This window comes from Nocardioides aromaticivorans (assembly GCF_013408525.1).
Taxonomy (GTDB): Bacteria; Actinomycetota; Actinomycetes; order Propionibacteriales; family Nocardioidaceae; genus Nocardioides; species Nocardioides aromaticivorans.
The window spans coordinates 4738825-4760660 of the sequence record NZ_JACBZM010000001.1; the positions used below are offsets into that span (position 1 = coordinate 4738825).

Annotated in this window: 20 protein-coding genes; 9 read left to right on the forward strand and 11 right to left on the reverse strand. The window is 71.6% G+C overall.

Annotated elements, in window-relative coordinates; all coding sequences use genetic code 11:
* Positions 1–40: 40 nt before the first annotated feature.
* From BJ993_RS22760 to uvrC, 3 genes are read right to left on the reverse strand one after another with little or no spacing between them, the layout of a single operon-like run.
* Positions 41–1012, reverse strand: a complete 972-nt coding sequence (locus BJ993_RS22760; protein ID WP_179651424.1) for a gluconeogenesis factor YvcK family protein — start codon at positions 1010–1012, stop codon at positions 41–43.
* Entirely contained in the window at positions 1005–1874 is an 870-nt protein-coding gene (gene rapZ, locus BJ993_RS22765; protein WP_179651425.1) for an RNase adapter RapZ, read from the reverse strand. Before rapZ ends, BJ993_RS22760 begins: the two co-directional genes overlap by 8 nt.
* Before the next feature lie 5 nt (positions 1875–1879).
* Positions 1880–3865, reverse strand: a complete 1986-nt coding sequence (gene uvrC / locus BJ993_RS22770; protein ID WP_051932318.1) for an excinuclease ABC subunit UvrC — start codon at positions 3863–3865, stop codon at positions 1880–1882.
* Positions 3866–3932: 67 nt separating this feature from the next.
* On the opposite strand from uvrC, the gene BJ993_RS22775 reads away from it, so the two are divergent.
* A complete protein-coding gene (locus tag BJ993_RS22775) occupies positions 3933–5240 on the forward strand; it encodes a tetratricopeptide repeat protein (RefSeq protein ID WP_179651426.1) in 1308 nt (435 codons plus the stop codon).
* On the opposite strand, the gene BJ993_RS22780 is transcribed toward BJ993_RS22775, so the two are convergent.
* From BJ993_RS22780 to uvrA, 3 genes are read right to left on the reverse strand one after another with little or no spacing between them, the layout of a single operon-like run.
* Positions 5213–5626 carry a Rieske (2Fe-2S) protein gene (locus BJ993_RS22780; RefSeq protein ID WP_051932299.1) on the reverse strand — a complete coding sequence of 138 codons (414 nt, stop codon included), beginning with the start codon at positions 5624–5626 and terminating at the stop codon, positions 5213–5215. The two genes, BJ993_RS22775 and BJ993_RS22780, sit on opposite strands and share 28 nt — an antisense overlap.
* The gene (locus BJ993_RS22785; protein ID WP_179651427.1) at positions 5623–6105 is read right to left on the reverse strand and encodes a Rieske (2Fe-2S) protein; all 483 of its coding nucleotides are present in this window, start codon (positions 6103–6105) and stop codon (positions 5623–5625) included. Before BJ993_RS22785 ends, BJ993_RS22780 begins: the two co-directional genes overlap by 4 nt.
* 34 nt (positions 6106–6139) lie before the next feature.
* Positions 6140–9139 (reverse strand): excinuclease ABC subunit UvrA, encoded by a 3000-nt coding sequence (uvrA, locus tag BJ993_RS22790; RefSeq protein ID WP_179651428.1) that lies wholly within the window; start codon positions 9137–9139, stop codon positions 6140–6142.
* 133 nt (positions 9140–9272) lie between these two features.
* Here uvrA and BJ993_RS22795 point away from each other — a divergent pair, with 133 nt between their 5' ends.
* The 4 genes from BJ993_RS22795 to BJ993_RS22810 all read left to right on the forward strand — a co-directional run bounded on the left by BJ993_RS22795 (position 9273) and on the right by BJ993_RS22810 (position 11769).
* Positions 9273–9968: a maleylpyruvate isomerase family mycothiol-dependent enzyme gene (locus BJ993_RS22795; protein WP_179651429.1), complete on the forward strand. Its 696-nt coding sequence runs from the start codon at positions 9273–9275 to the stop codon at positions 9966–9968.
* Positions 9965–10633 carry an MBL fold metallo-hydrolase gene (locus BJ993_RS22800; protein WP_179651430.1) on the forward strand — a complete coding sequence of 223 codons (669 nt, stop codon included), beginning with the start codon at positions 9965–9967 and terminating at the stop codon, positions 10631–10633. Before BJ993_RS22795 ends, BJ993_RS22800 begins: the two co-directional genes overlap by 4 nt.
* Positions 10630–11139, forward strand: coding sequence for an NUDIX hydrolase (locus BJ993_RS22805; RefSeq protein WP_308645685.1), 510 nt, complete (start codon positions 10630–10632; stop codon positions 11137–11139). The genes BJ993_RS22800 and BJ993_RS22805 overlap by 4 nt, the downstream gene beginning before the upstream one ends.
* Positions 11140–11370: 231 nt before the next feature.
* Positions 11371–11769, forward strand: a complete 399-nt coding sequence (locus tag BJ993_RS22810; RefSeq protein WP_308645686.1) for a VOC family protein — start codon at positions 11371–11373, stop codon at positions 11767–11769.
* Here the strand turns inward: BJ993_RS22810 and BJ993_RS22815 are convergent.
* Both BJ993_RS22815 and BJ993_RS22820 read right to left on the reverse strand, forming a co-directional pair.
* On the reverse strand, positions 11753–12361 hold the full coding sequence (locus BJ993_RS22815) for a DNA-3-methyladenine glycosylase I (RefSeq protein WP_036545961.1): 609 nt from the start codon (positions 12359–12361) through the stop codon (positions 11753–11755). The two genes, BJ993_RS22810 and BJ993_RS22815, sit on opposite strands and share 17 nt — an antisense overlap.
* A 61-nt stretch (positions 12362–12422) precedes the next feature.
* Entirely contained in the window at positions 12423–12626 is a 204-nt protein-coding gene (locus BJ993_RS22820) for a cold-shock protein (protein ID WP_036545964.1), read from the reverse strand.
* A gap of 232 nt (positions 12627–12858) precedes the next feature.
* Here BJ993_RS22820 and BJ993_RS22825 point away from each other — a divergent pair, with 232 nt between their 5' ends.
* Positions 12859–14799, forward strand: coding sequence for a GMC family oxidoreductase (locus BJ993_RS22825; RefSeq protein WP_179651431.1), 1941 nt, complete (start codon positions 12859–12861; stop codon positions 14797–14799).
* Positions 14800–14813: 14 nt separating this feature from the next.
* Here the strand turns inward: BJ993_RS22825 and BJ993_RS22830 are convergent, their stop codons facing one another.
* The 3 genes from BJ993_RS22830 to BJ993_RS22840 form a co-directional block, all read right to left on the reverse strand.
* Positions 14814–15245 (reverse strand): SRPBCC family protein, encoded by a 432-nt coding sequence (locus BJ993_RS22830; protein WP_179651433.1) that lies wholly within the window; start codon positions 15243–15245, stop codon positions 14814–14816.
* Positions 15246–15443: 198 nt separating this feature from the next.
* Positions 15444–16541, reverse strand: coding sequence for a ferredoxin--NADP reductase (locus BJ993_RS22835; RefSeq protein ID WP_179651435.1), 1098 nt, complete (start codon positions 16539–16541; stop codon positions 15444–15446).
* A gap of 351 nt (positions 16542–16892) precedes the next feature.
* Positions 16893–18035, reverse strand: a complete 1143-nt coding sequence (locus tag BJ993_RS22840; protein ID WP_036545975.1) for a 3-ketosteroid-9-alpha-monooxygenase, oxygenase component — start codon at positions 18033–18035, stop codon at positions 16893–16895.
* An 83-nt stretch (positions 18036–18118) separates the two neighbouring features.
* Here BJ993_RS22840 and BJ993_RS22845 point away from each other — a divergent pair, with 83 nt between their 5' ends.
* The 3 genes from BJ993_RS22845 to BJ993_RS22855 are packed head-to-tail and all read left to right on the forward strand — an operon-like array spanning position 18119 to position 21828.
* Positions 18119–19309 (forward strand): acyl-CoA dehydrogenase family protein, encoded by a 1191-nt coding sequence (locus BJ993_RS22845; RefSeq protein ID WP_179651437.1) that lies wholly within the window; start codon positions 18119–18121, stop codon positions 19307–19309.
* Between the two features lie 9 nt (positions 19310–19318).
* Positions 19319–20326: an acyl-CoA dehydrogenase family protein gene (locus BJ993_RS22850; protein WP_179651439.1), complete on the forward strand. Its 1008-nt coding sequence runs from the start codon at positions 19319–19321 to the stop codon at positions 20324–20326.
* Positions 20323–21828: an AMP-binding protein gene (locus BJ993_RS22855; RefSeq protein ID WP_179651441.1), complete on the forward strand. Its 1506-nt coding sequence runs from the start codon at positions 20323–20325 to the stop codon at positions 21826–21828. Before BJ993_RS22850 ends, BJ993_RS22855 begins: the two co-directional genes overlap by 4 nt.
* The last annotated feature ends 8 nt before the right edge of the window (positions 21829–21836 follow it).

Sequence of the window (21836 nt, forward strand, 5' to 3'; positions counted from 1 at the left end):
CGACGGCGACGACGACGTGATCGTCATGACTCCGGAGAGCTCAGCGCCCGCCGAAGATCCGGGAGTACGCCGCCGCCAGCTTCACGGGGTCGTGGCGCGGCGTACCGTCATCGGCGGCGACGTCGTCGACGACCAGCCGGGCGCCGAGGGCGTGGACCATCTCCTCCAGCTCGTGCAGGTCTCCCCCGACCGAGCCGGTGTCGGCGAGCACGGTGTGGATGTGTAGGTCGGGTGCGTGCTCGGCGAGGACCCGCAGGTGGTCGGCCGGCCCGAAGCCGGGCGTCTCCCCCTCCTGCTCGTCGAGGTTGAGCACGACGACCAGGCGCGCGTCCGTGCGGACGAGGGCCTCGCGCAGCGCCGGCACCAGCAGGTGCGGCAGCACGGAGGTGAACCAGGAGCCCGGCCCCAGCACGGCCCAGTCGGCGCCGGTGATCGCGTCGATCACCGCCGGGCTCACCTCGGGCGCGGCCGGGTCGAGGGCGATCGAGTCGATCACCCCGTCGGTCGTGGCGACCTCCACCTGGCCGCGCACCGACGTCAGGGCATCGGGGTCACCAGGCACCAGACCGCGCACCTCGGCGGTGATGTCCATCGGGGTGAGCGCCATCGGCAGCACCCGACCGCGGGCGCCGAGGAGCCGACCGACCCAGTCGAGCGCGTCGACGTGGTCACCGAGGAGCTCCCAGAGACCGACGATCAGCAGGTTGCCGACGACGTGGCCGCGCATCTCCCCGTCACCCTCGAAGCGGTGCTGGAGGACGCGGGCCCAGGTGTCGCCCCACTCGTCGTCACCGCAGAGGGCGGCGAGGGCCATCCGCAGGTCGCCCGGCGGCAGGACGCCGAACTCGCCGCGCAGCCGGCCCGACGAGCCGCCGTTGTCGGCCACCGTGACGACCGCGGTGAGCGTGTCGACGGTCAGGTCGTCGAGCAGGTGCCGGAGGGCGCTGAGCGACGCGTGCAGGCCGTGGCCTCCCCCGAGCGCCACCACTGCCTGGGCGCGCTGGTCACTCACGGCCGAGGTCGCGGTGGATCGCGCGGGCGACGAAGCCCTGGTCGCGCAGGCGGCGGGTGATCTCCTCGGTCATCGCCACGCTGCGGTGCTTGCCGCCGGTGCAGCCGATGGCCACGCGCATGAAGCGCTTGCCCTCGCGCAGGTAGCCCTCGGCGACACCGGTGAGGAGGGGCACGTAGGCATCCAGGAACTCCTCGGCCCCCGGCCGGCCCAGAACGTACGACGACACCTCGCCGTCCTGGCCGGTGCGCGGGCGCAGCTCGGGGACCCAGTGCGGATTGGGCAGGAAGCGCATGTCGGCGACATAGTCCGCGTCGACCGGGATGCCGTACTTGAAGCCGAAGCTGATCACGCTGACCCGCAGCCGGGTGGCCTCCTCGTTGCCGAAGGCGTCGGCGATCCGGTCGGTCAGCTGGTGCACGTTGAGGTTGCTGGTGTCGATGACGAGGTCGGCCTCGGAACGGAGGTCGCCGAGCACGACGCGCTCGCGCTGGAGGCCGTCGAGGAGGCGACCGCCGTGCTGCAGCGGGTGCGGCCGCCGGGCGGCCTCCTGCCGCCGGACGAGCACCTCGTCGACGGCGTCGAGGAAGACGAGGGTCGTGTCGCGACCGGTCGCACCGTGGGCGAGGACGCTGCGCAGGCTCTGGAAGAACTCACCCGAGCGGACGTCGACGACCACGGCCACGGGCTGGGCCGGTCCGTGGCTCTCGTCGACGAGGCGTACGACGTCGGCCAGCAGGCTCGGTGGCAGGTTGTCGACCACGAAGAAGCCGAGGTCCTCGAGCTCCTTCGCGGCGGTGCTGCGGCCGGCGCCGGTCATGCCGGTCACCACCACGAGCTGGCCGGGCGTGCTCTCACTCATGGACGTCATTGTGGTGCAGTCTTCGCCCGGCCCGCCTTCTGGGCCGCGGCACCGGTGTCCTCGCGGTCCAGCGCGTCCTTGATCGCGCTCGCGGTGCGCGGGCCCACCCCCGGCACGGCGGCGATCTCCTCGACCGTCGCCGCCCGCAGCTTGCGCAGCGACCCGAAGTGGCGCAGCAGGGTCCGGCGCCGGACCTCGCCGAGGCCCGGCACGCCGTCGAGGACGGACTCGACCATCGACTTCGACCGCCGGTTGCGGTGGTGGGTGATCGCGAAGCGGTGGGCCTCGTCGCGGACCCGCTGCAGCAGGTAGAGCCCCTCGGAGGTGCGCGGCAGGATCACCGGGTCCTCCTCGCCGGGCAGCCACACCTCCTCCAGGCGCTTCGCGAGGCCGCAGACCGGGATGTCGTCGATGCCGAGCTCGTCGAGGGCGCGCTGCGCCGCGGCGACCTGGGGCGCACCGCCGTCGACGACCACCAGCCCGGGCGCGTAGGCGAACTTCCGGGGGCGGCCGGTGTCCGGATCGACCAGCATCGGGCCGCTGCCGGTCTCCGGGTCGCCGGGCTTCAGCTCCGAGCGGGCCTGCTCGTCGAGCAGCCGGCGGAAGCGGCGGGTGATCACCTCGTGCATCGCCGCGACGTCGTCGGAGCCTTCCTGGTCGCGGATCACGAAGCGGCGGTACTCCCCCTTGCGAGCCAGGCCGTCCTCGAAGACGACCATCGACGCGACGATCTCGGTGCCCTGGATGTGCGAGACGTCGTAGCACTCGATCCGCAGCGGCGCCTCCTCGAGGTCGAGCGCCTCGGCGATCTCGGCGAGCGCCAGGTTGCGGGTGGTCAGGTCGCTCGCCCGCTTGGTCTTGTGCAACGCCAGGGACTCCGTCGCGTTGCGCGCCACCGTCTCCTGCAGCGTCCTCTTGTCGCCGCGCTGGGGCACCCGGATCTCCACCCGCGAGCCCCGCAGGTCGGAGAGCAGCTGCTCCCACGTCGCCGCCTCGGGTGGCAGCTGCGGGACCAGGATCTCGCGGGGTACGGCGTCGCGGGCGTCCTCGGCGGCGACGCCGGCGTAGAGCTGCAGCAGGAAGTGCTCGACCAGCGAGGAGGTGTCGCCGTCGTCCGTGCGGTCGGCCACCCACCCGCGCTGGCCGCGGATCCGCCCGCCGCGGACGTAGAACACCTGCACGGCGACCTCGAGCGGGTCCTCGGCGATCGCGATCACGTCGGCGTCCGAGCCGTCGCCGAACACGACGGCCTGCTTCTCGAGGGCCTTCTGCATCGCGCCCAGGTCGTCGCGCAGGCGCGCCGCCTTCTCGAAGTCCAGCGCGTCGCTGGCGGCGTACATCTCCTGCTCGATGCGCTTCATGAACGGTCGCGTCCGCCCGGCCATGAACTCGCAGAAGTCGTCGACGATCGCCCGGTGGTCCTCGGGCGAGATGTTGCCGACGCACGGCGCCGAGCACTTGTCGATGTAGCCGAGCAGGCAGGGCCGGCCGATCTGGCTGGACCGCTTGAACACGCCGTTGGTGCACGAGCGCATCGGAAAGACGCGGAGCAGGATGTCGACGGTCTCGCGGATCGCCCACGCGTGGCTGTAGGGCCCGAAGTAACGGGTGCCGCGGCGCTTGGCCCCGCGACCGACCATCACCCGGGGGAACTCGTCCGAGACCGTGACGGCGAGCCACGGGTAGGACTTGTCGTCGCGGTACTTCACGTTGAAGCGCGGGTCGAACTCCTTGATCCAGGAGTACTCCAGCTGCAGCGCCTCGACCTCGGTCTTCACGACCGTCCACTCGACCGACGCGGCCGTGGTGACCATCGTGGCGGTGCGCGGGTGCAGGTTGCCGATGTCCTGGAAGTACGACGACAGGCGGGCCCGCAGGCTCTTCGCCTTGCCGACGTAGATGACCCGGCCCTTCGCGTCGCGGAACCGGTAGACCCCCGGCTCCGTCGGGATCTCCCCCGGCTTGGGCCGGTAGCTCAACGGGTCGGGCACGCCCTCCACCCTACGGATCGGCGCCGACAACGCCTTACTAGGGAATGTCAGGTGGTTTACTGTGGTTATGGGTTGTCGCGACTCCTACGGTTACCCCCTGACCACCAGCCGGCCCGCTGCCGATGCCTACGTCGACGGTGTCCGCGACCTGCTGCGCCTGCGCTCCGGCGCCGCCACCCGGTTCGCCACCGCGATCGCACTCGACCCGACCTTCGCCCTCGGGCACGCGACGCTGGCGCTGCTCGGGCACGAGATGTGCGTGCAGGTCGACGTCCGGGCCCGCCTCGCCGACGCCAGGCTGCACGCGCAGCGCGCGACGGAGCGCGAGCGCAGCCACGTGCACGCCGTCGACCGGCACCTCCAGGGCGACCCCGGCCCGCTGGTGGCCCACCTGGCGTCGTACCCGAGGGACGCGGTGCTGCTCTCCGTCGCGATGCCGACGATCGCCTTCGCGGGCGTCACCGACCTGCCCGAGCAGGCGTGGCGGATCGTCGAGGCCGCAGCACCGGCCTACGGCGACGATGCGTGGATCAACGGGCTGATGGCGTTCGTGCGGCAGGAGCAGCGCCGCTTCGACGACGCGATGGACCTCGCCTGCCGGTCCCTCGCGGTGGAGCCCTCCGGCGGCCATGCGGCGCACGCCCGCGCCCACGCGCACTACGAGACGGGCGACCACGCCGCGGGACTGGCCTGGATGGACTCGTGGGTGCTCGGCGACGGTGCGGCCACCGACAGCCTCACCCACTTCTCGTGGCACGCCGCGCTCCACGAGCTCTCCCTCGGCGACGTCGCCGCCGTACGCCGCCGCTACGACGAGCAGCTCCAGCCGCGCCACGCCGTCGGCTGCCGGGCGCTGGTGGACACCGGATCGCTGCTGGTCCGCTGGGCACTGACGCCGGGCGGCGCCGTCGTACCTCCGCTGGACGAGGTCGTCGCGCTCACCGGGACCGCCGTCCTCGAGCAGCCGTCGACGGCCTTCCTCGGCATGCACGCCGCGGTCACCCTCCTGGCGGTCGACGACGCCGCCGGGCTCGACCGGCTGGCCCGCTGGTGCGACGGCCACGACGGCGCCACCCACCGCGAGGTCGTCGCGCCGCTCGCCCGCGCACTGCGGCTGATGGCGGGCGGACGCTGGAGCGAGGGCGCGGACCGGCTGGCCGCCCTCGCCCCGCAGGTCTGGCGGCTCGGTGGGTCCGACGCGCAGCGCGAGATCGTCGAGGAGGCCCGGATCGCCGCACTGCTCCGCGCCGGACGGTACGACGAGGCGCGGCGCCTGCTCGACGAACGGCTCGACCGACGACCGGCCGTCCGCGACGAGCGGTGGCGCGACGAGGCGCTCCGGGCGGATCAGGCAGCGAGGATCTTGTCGCCCTGAACGTCGATCTCGACCGACGCCAGTGCGGACGGGGCGGGACCGCCCTCGACCTCACCGGTCTCCGCGGAGTACGACGAGCCGTGGTTGGCGCACTTGATCGTCCCGTCCTCGACGGACGTGACCAGCAGGCCCTGGTGGGTGCACACCGCAGTGAACGCCTTGAACTCGCCCTCGGTCGGCTGGGTGATCACCAGCTTCTGCTCGGTGAGGATGATCCCACCACCGACCGGCACCTCGCTGGTCGAGGCCAGCTCGGCACCCGCGTCGACGGTGGGCGTCGATCCGCCGTCGTCGCCGCTCCCGGCGCAGCCCGCGAGTGCGACCGCGACGCCGAGGGCCCCGAGGCCCGAGAAGACGATGCGGCGGTGGACGACCGGCCCCGTCACGCCTTCACCACCTGGTCGCCGTCGACCTTGACCGCGACCTCCGCGAGCGGCGCCGTGGCCGGCCCGCCCTCGACCGAGCCGTCCGCGGCGGAGAACGTGCTGCTGTGGCACGGGCAGTGGATCGTGCCGTCGGAGACGGAGCCCACAAGGCAGCCCTGGTGGGTGCAGATCGCGGTGAACGCCTTGAACTCGCCCTCGGCCGGCTGGGTGACCACCAGCTCGTCGTCCTTGAGCACGACGCCGCCGCCCACCGGCACGTCCGCGGTCGCGACGAGCCCGCCGGCCGCGGGAGCCTGGCTGGTGGCCCCGTCGGCGGTCTCGGTGGTCGCCGCCGAGGTCGGTGCGCTGGTGGGGTCGCTGCTGGCGGGGTCGTTCGCCGTCGCCTCCCCGTCGTCGCCGCACGCAGCGAGAAGGGGGACGCCGACGCCGAGGGTCGCTGCTCCGGTGAGTGCGCGTCGCCTGCTCAGGGGGGCCGTCATGGCGCTCAGGCTACGGGCCCTTCCTGAGGGGACCCTATGAGCTCGCCGCGGCCTTCCGTGGCGTCCGCGTCGTGGTCTTCTTCGCCGCTGCCTTCTTCGCCGGCGCCTTCCTCACGGCTGCCTTCTTGGCCGGGACCTCCGCCTTGGGCGCCCGCTTCGGCGCGCCGGGCTGCTTCGCCCCGCGGCCGTCGAGCAGCGGCTTGAGGAACTGTCCGGTGTGGCTGGCCGCCACGGCGACGACGTCCTCGGGGGTGCCCTCGGCGACGACCGTGCCACCGCGCGAGCCTCCCTCGGGCCCCATGTCGATGAGCCAGTCGGCGGTCTTGATGACGTCGAGGTTGTGCTCGATCACCAGCACTGTGTTGCCCTTGTCGACCAGGCTGGACAGCACGCCGAGCAGCTTGCGGATGTCCTCGAAGTGCAGGCCGGTGGTGGGCTCGTCGAGCACATAGACCGTGCGCCCCGTGGACCGCTTCTGCAACTCCGCGGCGAGCTTGACCCGCTGGGCCTCGCCGCCGGACAGGGTGGTCGCCGGCTGGCCGAGCCGGACATAGCCCAGGCCGACCTCGACCAGGGTCTTCATGTGCCGCGCGATGGCCGGCACGGCCGCGAAGAACTCCAGCGCCTCCTCGATCGGCATGTCGAGGATCTCGGCGATGGTCTTGCCCTTGTAGTGGACCTCGAGCGTCTCGCGGTTGTAGCGGGCGCCGTGGCACACCTCGCACGGGACGTAGACGTCGGGCAGGAAGTTCATCTCGATCTTGATCGTGCCGTCACCGGCGCACGCCTCGCAGCGGCCGCCCTTGACGTTGAACGAGAACCGGCCCTGCTGGTAGCCGCGCATCTTCGCCTCGGGCGTCTGCGCGAACAGCTTGCGGACGTGGTCGAACACCCCCGTGTACGTCGCCGGGTTGGACCGCGGGGTGCGGCCGATCGGCGACTGGTCGACGTGGATCACCTTGTCGACGTGCTCGAGACCGGTGATCTTCTGGTGCCGTCCGGGGATCGCGCGGGCGTTGTAGATCTGCTTGGCCAGCGAGGTGTAGAGGATGTCGTTGACCAGCGTCGACTTCCCGGAGCCCGAGACGCCGGTGACCGCACAGAAGACGCCGAGCGGGAAGCTCACGTCGACGTTCTTCAGGTTGTGCTCGCGGGCGCCGTGCACCTTGAGCTCGCGGCCGACGGTCCGCGGACGGCGCACGGCCGGGACCGGGATCTCGCGGCGACCGGAGAGGTACTGCCCGGTCATCGAGTCGGGGTGCTCGAGGAGGCCCTTGACCGTGCCCGAGTGGACGACCTGTCCCCCGTGCTCGCCGGCCCCCGGGCCGATGTCGACGACCCAGTCGGCGACGCGGATGGTGTCCTCGTCGTGCTCGACGACGATGAGCGTGTTGCCGAGGTCCTTGAGCCGGACCAGGGTCTCGATCAGCTTCTGGTTGTCGCGCTGGTGCAGCCCGATCGACGGCTCGTCGAGCACGTAGAGCACGCCGACGAGGCCGGCACCGATCTGGGTGGCGAGCCGGATCCGCTGCGCCTCGCCGCCGGACAGCGAGCCGGACGGCCGGTCGAGCGAGAGGTAGTCGAGGCCCACGTCCAGGAGGAAGTTGAGCCGCTCCTGGATCTCCTTGAGCACGCGCTCACCGATCTGGCGCTCGCGGGCCGACAGGTCGAGGTCCCTGAGGTAGGCCGCTGCCTCGTTGATCGGCAGCGCGCACACCTCGGCGATGTTCTTGCCACCGCCGTTGGGGCCGTCCTTGGGGCCGAGGGTGACCGCCATCGACACCGGCTTGAGCCGGCTGCCGTGGCACACGGGGCACGGGACCTCGCGCATGAAGCCCTCGAAGCGCTCGCGGCTGGTGTCGCTCTCCGCCTCGCGGTGCCGGCGCTCGACGTACGTCCGCACGCCCTCGAAGTCGGCGTAGTAGGACCGCTCGCGGCCGTAGCGGTTGCGGGTGACGACGTGGACCTTGGTCGGGTGGCCCTCGAGGATCGACTTCTGCGCCCGCGGGGGCAGCTGCTCCCACGGGGTGTCGACGTCGAAGCCGAGCTCCTCGCCGAGCGCGATCAGCAGGCGGCCGAAGTAGTCGGCGACGTGGGCGTGGCTCCACGGCTGCAGGGCGCCCTCGGCCAGCGTCGCGGTCGGGTCGGGCACGACCAGCTCGGGGTCGACCTCCATCCGGGTGCCGAGGCCGGTGCAGGACGGGCAGGCACCGAAGGGCGAGTTGAACGAGAACGAGCGCGGCTCGAGGTCGTCGGTCTCGATCGGGTGCTCGTTGGGGCACGCCATCTTCTCGGAGAACTTCAGCTCCTGGCCGCTGTCGACCATGTCGAAGACGACGAGGCCCCCGGCCAGCCCGAGCGCGGTCTCGACCGAGTCGGTGAGCCGGCGCTTGGCCGTCTCCTTGACCGCGAGCCGGTCGACCACGACGTCGATGGTGTGCTTGTACTTCTTGTCGAGCGTCGGCGGGTTGTCGAGGCTGTGGGTCTCGCCGTCGACACGGGCGCGGGAGAAGCCCTGCGTCTGGAGCTGTCGGAACAGCTCGACGAACTCGCCCTTGCGCCCGCGCACGACCGGCGCGAGGACCTGGAAGCGGGTGCCCTCCTCGAGCGCCATCATCCGGTCGACGATCTGCTGGGGCGTCTGCCGCTCGATCGGCGCGCCACAGGTCGGGCAGTGCGGCCGGCCCGCGCGGGCGTAGAGCAGGCGCAGGTAGTCGTAGACCTCGGTGATCGTGCCGACGGTCGAGCGGGGGTTCTTCGACGTGGACTTCTGGTCGATCGAGACGGCCGGCGAGAGGCCCTCGATGAAGTCGACGTCGGGCTTGTCCATCTGGCCGAGGAACTGCCGGGCGTACGCCGACAGCGACTCGACGTAGCGGCGCTGGCCCTCGGCGAAGATCGTGTCGAACGCGAGGCTCGACTTGCCCGAGCCGGAGAGGCCCGTGAACACGATGAGCGAGTCCCGCGGGAGGTCGATCGACACGTCCTTGAGGTTGTGCTCGCGCGCCCCACGGATGATCAGCTGATCCTGCACTACCGGGTCCCTTGCTGGTCTTGACGGAATCGAACAAGTGTTCGCCATGGTACGGCGTGGAGGCAAGCCGCCACGCAGGGATCCACCCTCTCACCCACCGCCGACAACCACATTTCAGCGGCATGATGGGGACGTGACCCTCCACGTCCAGGCCGCGACGCAGCGGCTGCTGCACACGGTCGACCGCCTCCCCGACAGCGCCTGGTCCGGGCCCAGCCACTGCACGGGCTGGTCGCGCGCCCACGTGATCGCCCACCTCGCGCTCAACGCGGAGGCGCTGGCCGGCGTGCTCCGCGGGTTCCGGGACGGCGTGCCGACGACGATGTACCGCTCCGACGAGGCGCGCGACCAGGACATCGACGACCTCGTGGCCGTCGCGGGCACCTCACCGGCGGCCGTCCGGGAGCGCTTGCGCACGGCCGTCGCCGCGTTCGCCGACGTGGTCGCCGTCGCCGACGGCCTGCCGAAGGACGCGACCTTCGAGCGGACCCCGGGCGGCCGCGTGGTGCCCGGACGCGCCGTACCCTTCCTCCGGCTGCGGGAGGTCGAGATCCACCACGCCGACCTGGACGCGGGCTACACCGCCTCCGACTGGCCACCGGACAACGCGATGTCCTTCCTCAGCAACGACGCACGGCAGTACCGCGGTCCCGGCTTCCACGCCGTCGCCACCGACGAACCGGCCCGGTGGACCTTCGGCGAGACCGACGCGACGTCGCCGACGGTGAGCGGCCCGCTCGGTGCGCTCGCGTGGTGGGCGACGGGCCGCGACCCGGGGTCGGTACTGTCCAGCACGAACGGGACGCTGCCGACGATGGAGGGACGATGACCTACACCGGAGAGGTGACGCCGGGAGGCGCACCCGACGTACGCGAGCTGCCGGCGCTGACGATCACCAAGCTGGCGGTCGACGAGAAGATGTCGAACAACTGCTACCTCCTCACCTGCCGCTCGACGGGCGAGAACCTCCTGATCGACGCGGCGGACCAGCCGGAGACCCTCTTCCAGGTCGCCGACGGCGCGATCGCCACGATCGCCACCACCCACCAGCACTGGGACCACCACCGCGGCCTCGCCGAGCTCGTGAAGCTGACCGGGGCCACCACCGTCGCCGGCGAGCCCGACGCGGACGCGATCATCGAGCAGACCACGGTCCCGATCGACCGCCGGGTCGTCGACGGCGACACCGTCACCGTGGGCGACTGCACGCTCGAGATCATCCGGATCACCGGCCACACCCCCGGCTCGATCTGCCTGCTCTACCGCGACCCCGAGGGCCACGGCCACCTGTTCACCGGCGACTCGCTCTTCCCGGGCGGGGTCGGCAACACCTTCGGCGACGCCGCCGCCTTCGCGACGCTCATCGACGACGTCGAGACCAAGCTGTTCGGCACCCTCCCGGACGACACCTGGTTCTACCCCGGCCACGGCAACGACTCGACCCTCGGCAACGAGCGGCCGCACCTCGCGGAGTGGCGCGAGCGCGGCTGGTGAGCAGCCCCGGCGACGAGCTCGTCCCCCTGTACGACGAGTCGGGCCGCCCCTCCGGCGAGGTGGTCACCCGCCGCGAGATGCGTGCGCGCAACCTCCGCCACGCGGCGACCGCGGTCGTGGTGCGCAACAGCGTCGGTGACGTCTACGTGCACCGGCGCACCGACACCAAGGACGTCTTCCCCGGCCGCCACGACTTCGCCGCGGGCGGGGTGCTGCAGGTCGGCGAGGCGCCGTACGACGCCGCGGTCCGCGAGGCCGAGGAGGAGCTCGGCGTCACCGGGGTCCCGCTGGAGCCGCTGGGCGAGGCGGACTACGCCGACGACCACACGTCGTACCACGCGTTCTGCTTCACCTGCGTGTACGACGGCCCGATCACCTGGCAGGCCGAGGAGGTCGCCTGGGGCGCATGGGTCCCGGTGGCCGAGCTGCGCGCGATGGTCGAGCGGGAGGAGTTCGTGCCGGACACGCTGGCGCTGCTCTGGCCGCTCGACCGTTCGTCCAGTTGAGCCGGAGCTGGGGCGGGACGTCATACGAAAGGGTCGCCCCGGCGGCCGCTCCGTATGACATCCCGCCCCAGACCAGCAGGAATCTCCGGGACGTCATGCGAATCGGTCGCCCGGGGGCTCGCAACGTATGACATCGCGGCTCCGCCACCGTGGGAGCGACAACCGGGTCCCGTAGGACGACGAGAACGACGACCCTACTCAGCGACCCGGCGGTTGTGGCACGCTCGCCGCGTGACCTCCGTGACCTCGCTCGCCACCGCCATGTTCACCGTCGCCGACCAGGACGCCGCGGTCGGGTTCTACACCGACACCCTGGGCTGGGAGCTGCGCTCCGATGTCGGCTTCGGCGAGGGCGACACCGCCGGGCGCTGGGTCGAGGTCGCTCCGCCCGGCTCGGTCGCGGTGCTGGCGCTCAATGTCGCCTGGGACGGCTCGGCGCCCGGCGGCGGCGCCGTCGGGGTGGAGGCCACCGATGTCCGGGGCGAGCGCGACCGGCTCGAGCAGGCGGGCGTCGCGGTCGGCGAGCTCATGGGCGGGGAGGGCCCGGTGCCGCTGATGTTCTCCGTCAGCGACGCGGACGGCAACACGATCTGGGTGGTCGAGGCGCCGCCCGTCACGCCGGGGGCGTGAACCCCGCCCGCGCCTTCGCCACCTCGTCGCGGGTCACGCAGCCCTCGGCGTGGTCGTTGACCAGCCCCATGGCCTGCATGAACGCGAACGCCGTCGTCGGCCCGACGAACCTCCACCCGCGCTTCTTGAGGTCCTTCGACATCGCGATCGCGGCGGGCGAGGTGGTAAGTGTCTGCGGCTCCCCCAGCTCGGCGAGGTCGGGCTCGAAGGACCAGAAGTAGGCGGCGAGCGAGCCGCGCTCCGCCACGAGGTCCAGCGCGCGGCCGGCGTTGTTGACCACCGCCTCGATCTTGCCGCGGTGGCGGACGATCCCCGCGTCGGCGAGCAGGCGGGCGACGTCCTCCTCGTCATAGCCTGCGACGACGGACGGGTCGAAGTCGGCGAACGCCGCGCGGAAGGCCGGGCGCTTCACCAGGATGGTGCGCCAGCTGAGGCCGGACTGGAAGCCCTCGAGGCTGACCTTCTCGAAGAGGCGCTGGTCGTCCACGACCGGGAAGCCCCACTCCGTGTCGTGGTAGGCGGGGAACTCCGGGGCGGAGGTCGCCCACGCACAGCGCAGAACGCCGTCGGGGCCGGGCAGCACGCTCGTCATGCGACGAACTGTGCCACCCGGCCCCGACAGGCCGATCAGCTGATCGAGGTGATCTGGGAGATCAGATCGCGCGGACGTTCTCCGCCTGCAGGCCCTTCTGGCCCTGCGTCACGTCGAACTCGACGCGCTGCTCCTCGGCGAGCGACTTGAAGCCGCTGCCGGCGATACCGGTGTGGTGAACGAACACGTCGGCGCCGCCGCCGTCCTGCGCGATGAAGCCGAAGCCCTTGGTGTCGTTGAACCACTTCACGGTGCCCTGTGCCATTTTTCTGCTCCTTGTGTGTCATCCCGGAAGCCACGCGAACCGGATTGGACGCGCGGGCTGAAGCCAACTGAACGCGCCTCGTGGAATGACCAGGTGGAGCTACAACAGTGAACCGGACGCCGGCGAGATGGCCCGGCGTCAAGACAGGGCCGACGAATCGGTCCCCTTCAACACGACGAGGCTATCAGGCAAGTCCTCGCGGCGCTCCATTCCGAGGTCCTAGTGTCAGCCCATGGCGTTCACCCCGAGGCAGGTCCGGGCGATGGGCCTCATCGCCGACACCTTCGCGACCGGCGGCGACGGCGTCCCGTCGCCCACCGAGGTCGGCTCCCACGAGCTCGCGCTCCGGATCGCGGAGGCCAACCCCCGCGCCGGCGAGGTGCGCCAGCTCAAGGCCCTGCTCGACGCGTGGGACACCCGTGCCCTCGGCCTCGCGCTGACCGGGCGACCGCGACTGTTCTCGCAGCTCAGCCAGGCCGAGCGCGAGGCCGTCCTCCTGTCGCTCTCCGACTCGCGCGTCGGCGCCAAGCGGGCCCTCTTCCAGGGACTCAAGGGCGCCTCCCTGCTCCCCTACTACATGACCGGCGGCCCGGCCCTGTGGGAGGGCATCGGGTTCCCCGGTCCGCTCGGCGTCCGCGCGGACCCGCCGCCGGCGACGATCACCCCGTTGCCCGTCGCCCGCGACACCGACCTGTCGTGCGACGTCGTCGTCGTGGGCAGCGGCGCCGGCGGGGGTACGGCGGCGGGCGTGCTCGCCGCGGCCGGGCTCGACGTCGTCGTACTCGAAGCGGGCGGGTTCCACGACGAGCGCCACTTCGACGGCGGCGAGGAGACCGGCTTCCTCGAGCTCTACGCGCTGGCACCGCAGGCCACGGCCGAGGGCCAGGTCCAGCTGGTCGCCGGGCGCGGACTCGGCGGCGGCACGGTCGTCAACTACACGACGTCCTTCCGCACCCCCGACCACGTCCGCGCGGAGTGGGCGTCCCACGGTGCGACGCAGTTCTCCGGCCCCGAGTACGACGCCTCGATGGACGCCGTCTGCGCCCGGCTCGGCGTCAACACCGACCACGACAAGGCCGCGCCGCGCGACGCGATCCTCGAGCGGGGCGCCCGCGGCCTCGGCTGGGACGTCGCGGCGATGCCCCGCAACGTCGACGGGTGCGACCAGGACGTCGAGTGCGGGCGGTGCGGGATGGGCTGCCGGCTCGGCGCCAAGCAGTCGACCGCCAAGACCTGGCTCGCCGACGCCGCTGCCGCCGGTGCCCGGATCCTCACCGGCGTCTCGGTGCGCACGGTGAGCACCAGCTTCGGCCGCGCGACCGGCGTCGTCGGCAGCACGGCCGAGGGCCACCGGGTCAGGGTGCGCGCCCGTGCCGTCGTCGTGGCGGCCGGTGCCATCCAGACACCGGCGCTCCTGCAGCGCAGTGGCCTGGCCAACCCCAACATCGGCCGCTACCTGCGCCTGCACCCCGCCACGGCGGTGTGGGGCCGGATGGACGAGCCGGTCGACGGCTGGGTCGGCGCCATGCAGAGCCGCTACGTCGACGCGCTCACCGACCTCGACGGCACCGGCTACGGGGTGCTCTACGAGACCGCTCCCCTGACCCCTGCCTTCGGCACCGGCTTCGTGAACTGGCGCGGCGCCGACGACTTCCGCCGCCGGATGGAGGAGCTCAAGCACACGCTCGGGGTCGCCGTGATCGTGCGCGACCGCGACCCCGGCGGGACCGTCCGGATCGGCCGCGACGGCGAGCCCGTCGTCCGCTACCAGCTCTCCCCGCGCGACACCGACCACCTCGTGCAGGGCCTGGTCGGCGCGGCCCGCATCGCCGAGTCCGCCGGCGCTGACTGGATCGCCTCCACCCACCACCGCACCGTCAGCTACGAGCCCGGCCGGCGTGGGTCCGTCGCGACCTTCGAGGCCGATCTCCGCGCGGCAGGGGCGGCTCCGGCGACGATGGCGCTCGCGGCGCTGCACATCATGGGCACCGCCCGGATGGGCGGCTCCGCCGCCGGCTCGGCCGTCGACCCCGACGGCCAGACGTGGGACGTCCAGGGCCTGTACGTCGCCGACGCGTCCTGCTTCCCGACCGCCTCGGGCGTCAACCCGATGATCTCCATCGAGTCCATCGCGCACATGACGGCCACCCGCCTGGCGGCGAAGCTGGGCTGAGCGCGGCGGCGGGCTCAGAGGGCGAGCAGGTGCTCCTCGAGACTGGCCGCCACCCGGGTCCCGAGCAGCTCGATGCCGCCCGCGAGGAGAGGCGTCGCCAGCTTCGCCGCGCCCTTCGGCCTGAACTCCGAGCGGTAGGTGACCGTCGTCGTCTCCGGGCCGGACGCGAAGCTGATCGTGTCGCGAAGGTCCATCCCGTTCGCGGTCCCCGTCAGCTCGAAGACCCGGTACGGCTCGTACTGCACCACCTCGTAGTCGACCGCCACCTCGCGGCCGAGCAGGCGGCTCACGTTGTGGTACGTCGTCCCGACGCCGCCGTCACCCGAGGTGCAGACGGTGGAGACGGTGGGCGGGTCCCACTGCTCGGTGGTGGTGAAGTCGGTGAGGTAGGTCCAGATGGCCTGGACCGGCCTCTCGACGGTGATCGTGCGCTCGACGGTCGGCATTCCGCGGAGGTACCCGGCATGGCAGCCGCCATCCGACCTCCCGCAGGGCTGTCTTGCCGCCCGACAGCCGCAACCACGCACCCATCCCGACTGCGCGCGCGGCAGCGTGGCGCCACCGCGGCGAAGCCGCATCGGAGGCAAGCGTGGGTCCGAAGGGTCTGCGCGCCGCCTTCGATCTGGCGACGCGCTCGCGCCAGTTCAGCTGTACGTGACCTTGACGTGGTCGGTGAGCGGGACCGACTGGCAGCCGAGCCGGATGCCGTCGTCCAGGTCGTCCTTGTCGAGCACGTCGTTGTAGATCATCTTGACGTCGCCCTCGAGCAGCCGGATGGCACAGGCGGAGCACTCGCCCTCGCGGCACGAGTACGGCGCCTTGACGCCCTTCGACTCGAGGAAGTCGAGCAGCTTGGTGCGCGGGTCCCAGTCGTCGAACGTGAACTCCTCGCCGTCGAGCTCGACCTCGACCTTGACCGGCCCGGTCGGGCCGTCCGCGAACACGTCGGCGGCGGAGCCGTCCTCGTCCGACTCGGCGAGGGCGATCTCCTCCTCGGCCGCCTGCACCTCGGCGATGTCGCCGAACGGGTTGCCGCCGAGCGAGACGAACTTCTCCTGGTGGCGCAGGCTGCGCGGGACCTCGAGCTCCTTGAGGACGGTGGTGACCATCTTCATGAAGGGCGCCGGGCCGCACACGAAGGAGTCGTAGCCGCCGTACTGAGACGAGAAGGCCTTCATCTGGGCCTCGGTCGGCAGGCCCTGGACGGACTCGAGCCAGTGGATGACCTGCAGGCGGTCGGGGAACTCCTGGGCGAGCCGGGTGAGCTCGTCGGCGAAGATGACCGACTTCTCGTCACGGTTGGCGTAGAAGACGACGATCCTGCCGGAGCCGTGCGCGAGCGCCGTGCGGGTGATCGACATGATCGGGGTCACGCCCGAGCCACCGGCGAAGAGCAGCAGGTCGGCGTCGAGCGAGGCGGGCGTGAAGATGCCCGACGGCGGGAGGACCCGGAGCGTGTCACCCACCGACAGGTTGTCGCAGATCCAGTTCGACGCGTAGCCGTCGGCGGTGCGCTTGACGGTGACGGTGAGCGGGCCACCGTCGTGCGGGCTGCTGGACAGGGAGTAGCAGCGGGCGGCGATCCCGGTCTGGTCGCTCGGGACGGCGACGGTCAGGAACTGGCCCGGCTTGTAGTCGAACGTGTCCTCCGCGCCGGCCGGCACGGCGAAGCTGATCGACTTGGCGTCGGCGGTCTCCTCGACCACACCGACGACATCCAGGACGAAGGACTCGATGTCCACGGAACTCCCCTGTAGAAAGACGACATTTGGCGGGGCTCAGTACCCGTCGTGCGCTCCGACCGGGACGACCCCGTCCCGAACGGCCCCATCGATGCTAGCCATCAGACGAGGGCACGGCTTGTGCATGTCCCGCCCAGCGGGCGCTTCGCCTCGTCGCTGGAACTCTTGACAATCGGACCTCGACTGTCCAGTCCACTGCACGGAGGTGTGGTGGTCGCTGTTCTTCTTGACCCGGACCCGGGCCAGGCAGTCCATGCACGCCACCTCGACGAGGCGCTCCTCGGTGTAGCGCCGGAGGTCGGCGAGGGTCTCCTCGCTGGTCGGGACGAAGGAAGCCATGTCAGCCGCCGGTCAGGCGTCCGCGGGCGCGGCGGCCTCGTCGGCCGCACGCTTGGCGAGGTTCTCGGCGACCTCGGCGTGCCAGTACTCGTTGGCCTTGGTGGTGTCGACCTCGAACTCGAAGCGGTCGACCATCTCGGGCTTGATGTCGGCGACGTCGACGTAGAACTGCTCGTACCAGCGGCGCAGCTGGTAGACCGGGCCGTCCTCCTCGCACAGCAGCGGGTTCTGCACGGCGACCTTGTTCTCCCAGATGGCGACGTCCTGGAGGAAGCCGTCGCCGAAGGACTCGGTGTAGCGCTCGGCGATGTAGTTGCACGTCTTCTCGTCCAGGCCCTCCGGCTTGCGCACGCTGATGCCGTACTGGAGCGTGAACGAGTCGGGGCCGGTCGGGATGTGGCAGTTGATGAGGATGACCTCGGTGATGAAGCCCTTGTAGTCGACCTCGAGCCAGTTGATCATGTACGACGGCCCGTAGTAGGTGGCCTCCGATTTGAGCGTCGAGTTCTCGTCGCCGTACCCGCCGCCCATCGTGTCGGGGCGGCCCTTCGACTCCATGAACTGGGTCGCGGTGTGGCCGTCGAAGATGTTGCGGAAGCTGGTCGGGAAGGCGAAGTGCACGTAGTAGAAGTGCGCCATGTCCGCGACGTTGTCGATGAGCTCACGGCAGTGGGAGCCGTTGATCTCCCGGGTGTGCCACGACCACGGCGTGTACTTGTCGGTCATCACGTCCGGCAGCTCGGGCGGCAGGATGTCGTGGTCGGCGGCCGAGCCCTCGGGGTCGTGCCAGATGAGCAGCTGGCCGTTGCGCACGACGGTCTCGTAGCGCTGGGTCCGCGCCCGCAGCGGCACCCGGCGCGCGTACGGGATCTCCTTGCACTTGCCGTCGCCACCCCAGCGCCAGTCGTGGAAGGGGCACGCGACGTTGTCGCCCTTGACCTCGCCCTGGGTCAGGTCGCCGCCCATGTGGCGGCAGTAGCCGTCCAGCACGTTGAGCTCACCCGAGCTGTCGGCCCACACCACGAGCTTGGTGCCGAAGCCGTGGACGGCGTGCGGCTTGCCGTCGGAGAAGTCCGAGGCCAGTCCCAGGCAGTGCCACCCACGCGCGAAGCGGATCGGCGCGGTGCCCTGATCGAGAAGTCGGCTGTCGCTCATGTAGAACACGTTACAGTTTTGGCGTTAGGGTGACAACAACCAGGCGGCCCGACCCGCCTGAAATCATCGTCACAGGAGAGCCGATGCACATCGACCTGGAGCCGCAGCAGGTAGCGCTGCGCGAGGAGCTGCGCGCGTACTTCGCCGAGCTCGTCACCCCCGAGATCCGCGCCGGGCTGGCCTCGGCCACCGGCGAGTTCGGCGAGGCCGGCGTCTACAAGGACGTCATCCGCCAGATCGGCAAGGACGGCTGGCTCGGCATCGGCTGGCCGAAGGAGTACGGCGGCCAGGCGCGCTCCATGGTGGAGCAGCTGATCTTCACCGACGTCGCCGCCATCGCCGGCGTGCCGATCCCCTACCTGACGCTCAACACCGTCGGCCCGACGATCATGCGCTTCGGCAGCGACGAGCAGAAGGAGTACTTCCTCCCGAAGATCCTCGCCGGCGAGCTGCACTTCTCGATCGGCTACTCCGAGCCGGGCTCCGGCACCGACCTCGCATCGCTGAAGACGAAGGCGACCCTCGAGGGCGACGAGTGGGTGATCAACGGCCAGAAGATGTGGACCTCCCTCATCCAGTACGCCGACTGGCTCTGGATGGCCTGCCGCACCGAGCCCGACGCCCCGCGCCACAAGGGCCTCTCGATGATCCTCGTCCCGGCCGACGCGCCGGGCGTGTCGTACACGCCGGTGCACACGGTGGCCGGTGTCGGCACCTCCGCGACCTACTACTCCGACGTCCGCGTCCCGGCCTCCAACCTGGTCAGCGAGCGCGGCGGCGGCTGGGCGCTGATGACCAACCAGCTCAACCACGAGCGGGTGGCGCTCACCTCGGCCGCTCCCCTGGTCCACTCGCTCCAGCTCGTGAAGGACTGGGCCGCCGAGACCCGCAACCCCGACGGCCGCCGCGTCATCGACACCGAGTGGGTGCAGATCGCCCTCGGCCGGGCGCACGCCCGGGTCGAGGCGCTGTCGCTCATCAACTGGAAGCTCGCCGCCGACGCCGACCACGGCGTCGCGCTGTCGCCGGCCGAGGCGTCGGCCACCAAGATCTACGGCTCCGAGCTGGCGACGGAGGTCTACCGCTCGCTGATGGAGATCGTCGGGCCGCACGCCGGCATCACCGGCGACTCCCCCGGCGCCGCCCTCGCCGGGCGCCTCGAGCGCTTCCACCGGTCGTCCCTGGTGATGACCTTCGGTGGCGGCACCAACGAGATCCAGCGCGACATCATCGGCTACGTCGGCCTCGGCCTGCCTGCCGCCAAGCGAGCCTGAGGAGCTGACATGGACTTTCTCTTCACCCCCGAGCAGGACGAGGCCGCCGAGCTGGCGGCGCAGATCCTCGCCGACAAGACCACCAACGAGCGGCTCAAGGAGGTCGAGGCCGGCGGCGACCGGTTCGACCGCGAGCTCTGGGCCACGCTCGGCGATGCCTTCGACTGGACCGAGCTCGACCTGATCATGCTCGCGCGCGTGCTGGTCGAGTGCGGCAGGCGCGTCGCGCCGGTGCCGCTGGCGGTCCACGCCGCCTGCATCAGCGTCCTCGGCGACGCGGTCGACCCGTCGCTGCTGTACGCCGCCGCCGTCGCCGAGGAGCGGGCGCACCTGCCCGCCTCGCCGACCGCCACGGCGGACGCCGAAGGCGCGCTCACCGGCACCAAGACCCTCGTGCGCGCCGGCATGGCCGCCGACGCGCTGCTCGTCACCGCGACCGGGCCCGACGGCCCGGGCGTGTACCTCGTCGACGCGACGGCGACCGGTGTCGAGCGGCAGGCGCAGAAGACCAGCGACGGCGACGTCGCCGCGCTGGTCACGCTCACGAACGCCGCGAGCACCCGGATCGGTGGGGCCGAGACGACGTCCCGCCTGAACCAGCTCCTGGTCGCGCTGTCGGCGGCCGAGCAGCTGGGCGTCACCGAGGGCGCCCTGCGCCTGACGTCGGAGTACGCCAAGACCCGCGAGCAGTTCGGCCGCCCGATCGGCACCTTCCAGGCGGTGTCGCAGCGCCTCGCCGACGGCTTCATCGACGTCCTCGGCCAGCGCCTGACGCTCTGGCAGGCGATCTGGCGCCTGCAGGAGGGTCTCCCGGCCGAGACCGAGGTCGCGACCGCGAAGCTCTGGGCCGCCGACGCGGGCCACCGGATCGCCCACACCACCGTCCACGTGCACGGCGGCGTCGGGATCGACCTCGACGGCGAGGCGCACCGCTACTTCACCAGCGGCAAGCGGTTCGAGTTCCTCTTCGGGGGCGCCACCGAGCAGGCTCTCGCCATCGGCCGCTCCTTCGCGTGACCGTCCGGGACCTGCTTCTCGCCCGCGCCGAGGACGACCGTCCGGCACTGCGCTGGCGGGAGGCAGGATCCGTCGCCTCCCTGTCGTGGCGTGAGTACGTCGCCGCCGCGGCCCGCCTCGCAGCGGAGCTCGGGTCGCGGCTCGACCCAGCGCGACCCCCGCACGTCGGCGTGCTGCTGCCGAACGGGCCGGCCTTCGCGCTGCACCTCGCGGCGGCCGGCCTCGGCGGCCACGTGCTCGTCGGGCTGAACTCGACCCGCCGCGGCGAGGCCCTCGAGGCCGACGCCGCCAGGGCCGACTGCCAGCTGGTCGTCGACTCCCTCGACGTGGCGCTGGGCGCGCTGCGCAGCAGGGAGACCGTCGCGCCGCCGGTCGCCGATCCGGCGCCGGACAGCCTCTTCATGCTGATCTTCACCAGCGGCACCAGTGGCTCGCCCAAGGCCGTCCGGGTGACCCACGAGAAGATCACCGGTCCCGGCACCCACCTCGTCGGCCGGCTCGGGCTGACCCCGGACGACGTCCACTACATCGCGATGCCCCTGTTCCACTCCAACGCGGTCATGGCCGGGTGGGCGCCGGCCCTCACGACCGGGGCTGCGTTCGCGGTCGCACCGTTCTCGGCGAGCGGCTTCCTTCCCGACGTACGCGACTTCGGCGCGACCTACGCCAACTACGTGGGCAAGCCGCTGACCTACGTCCTGGCCACCCCCGAGCGGCCCGACGACGCCGACAACCCGCTGCGCCTGGTGTTCGGCAACGAGGCCAACGAGGGCGACATCGCGGCCTTCGCGGAGCGGTTCGGGTGCGAGGTCGTCGACTCGTACTCGTCCACCGAGAACGCCGTCATCGTGCAGCGCCGCCCGGGGATGCCCGCCGGGAGCCTCGGCCTGCCGCTCGACGGGATCAAGGTGCTGTCCAGCGAGACCGCCGAGGAGACGCCTGATGCCGTCTTCGACGCGACCGGGCGCCTCACCAACCCGGACGAGGCGATCGGCGAGCTGGTCAACACCACCGGTCGCGGTGCCTTCGCCGGCTACTACAACGACGACGACGCCGAGGCCGAGCGGATGCGCGGCGGGATGTACTGGTCCGGCGACCTCGCCTACCGCGACGCCGACGGCTGGGTCTACTTCGCCGGCCGGACCGGGGACTGGCTACGAGTCGACGGCGAGAACCTCGCCGCGGCACCGATCGAGCGGATCCTGCTCCGACACCCCGCCGTCGCCGAGGCGGCCGTGTACGCCGTGCCCGACGAGAAGGTCGGCGACCAGGTCGCCGCGGCACTCGTCCTGCGTGGGTCGCTCACGCCCACCGAGCTCGAGGAGTTCCTGGCCGACCAGGACGACCTCTCGTCGAAGGCCTGGCCGCGCTACGTGCAGGTCGTGGCCGACCTCCCGCGGACCGCCACCAACAAGGTGCTCAAGCGCGCGCTGGCCGCCGGCGGGGTGCCGGCGCCCGGGACCGCATGGCTGCGCGCGTCCCGCGGGACGTCGTACCGCTGACGCGGGGG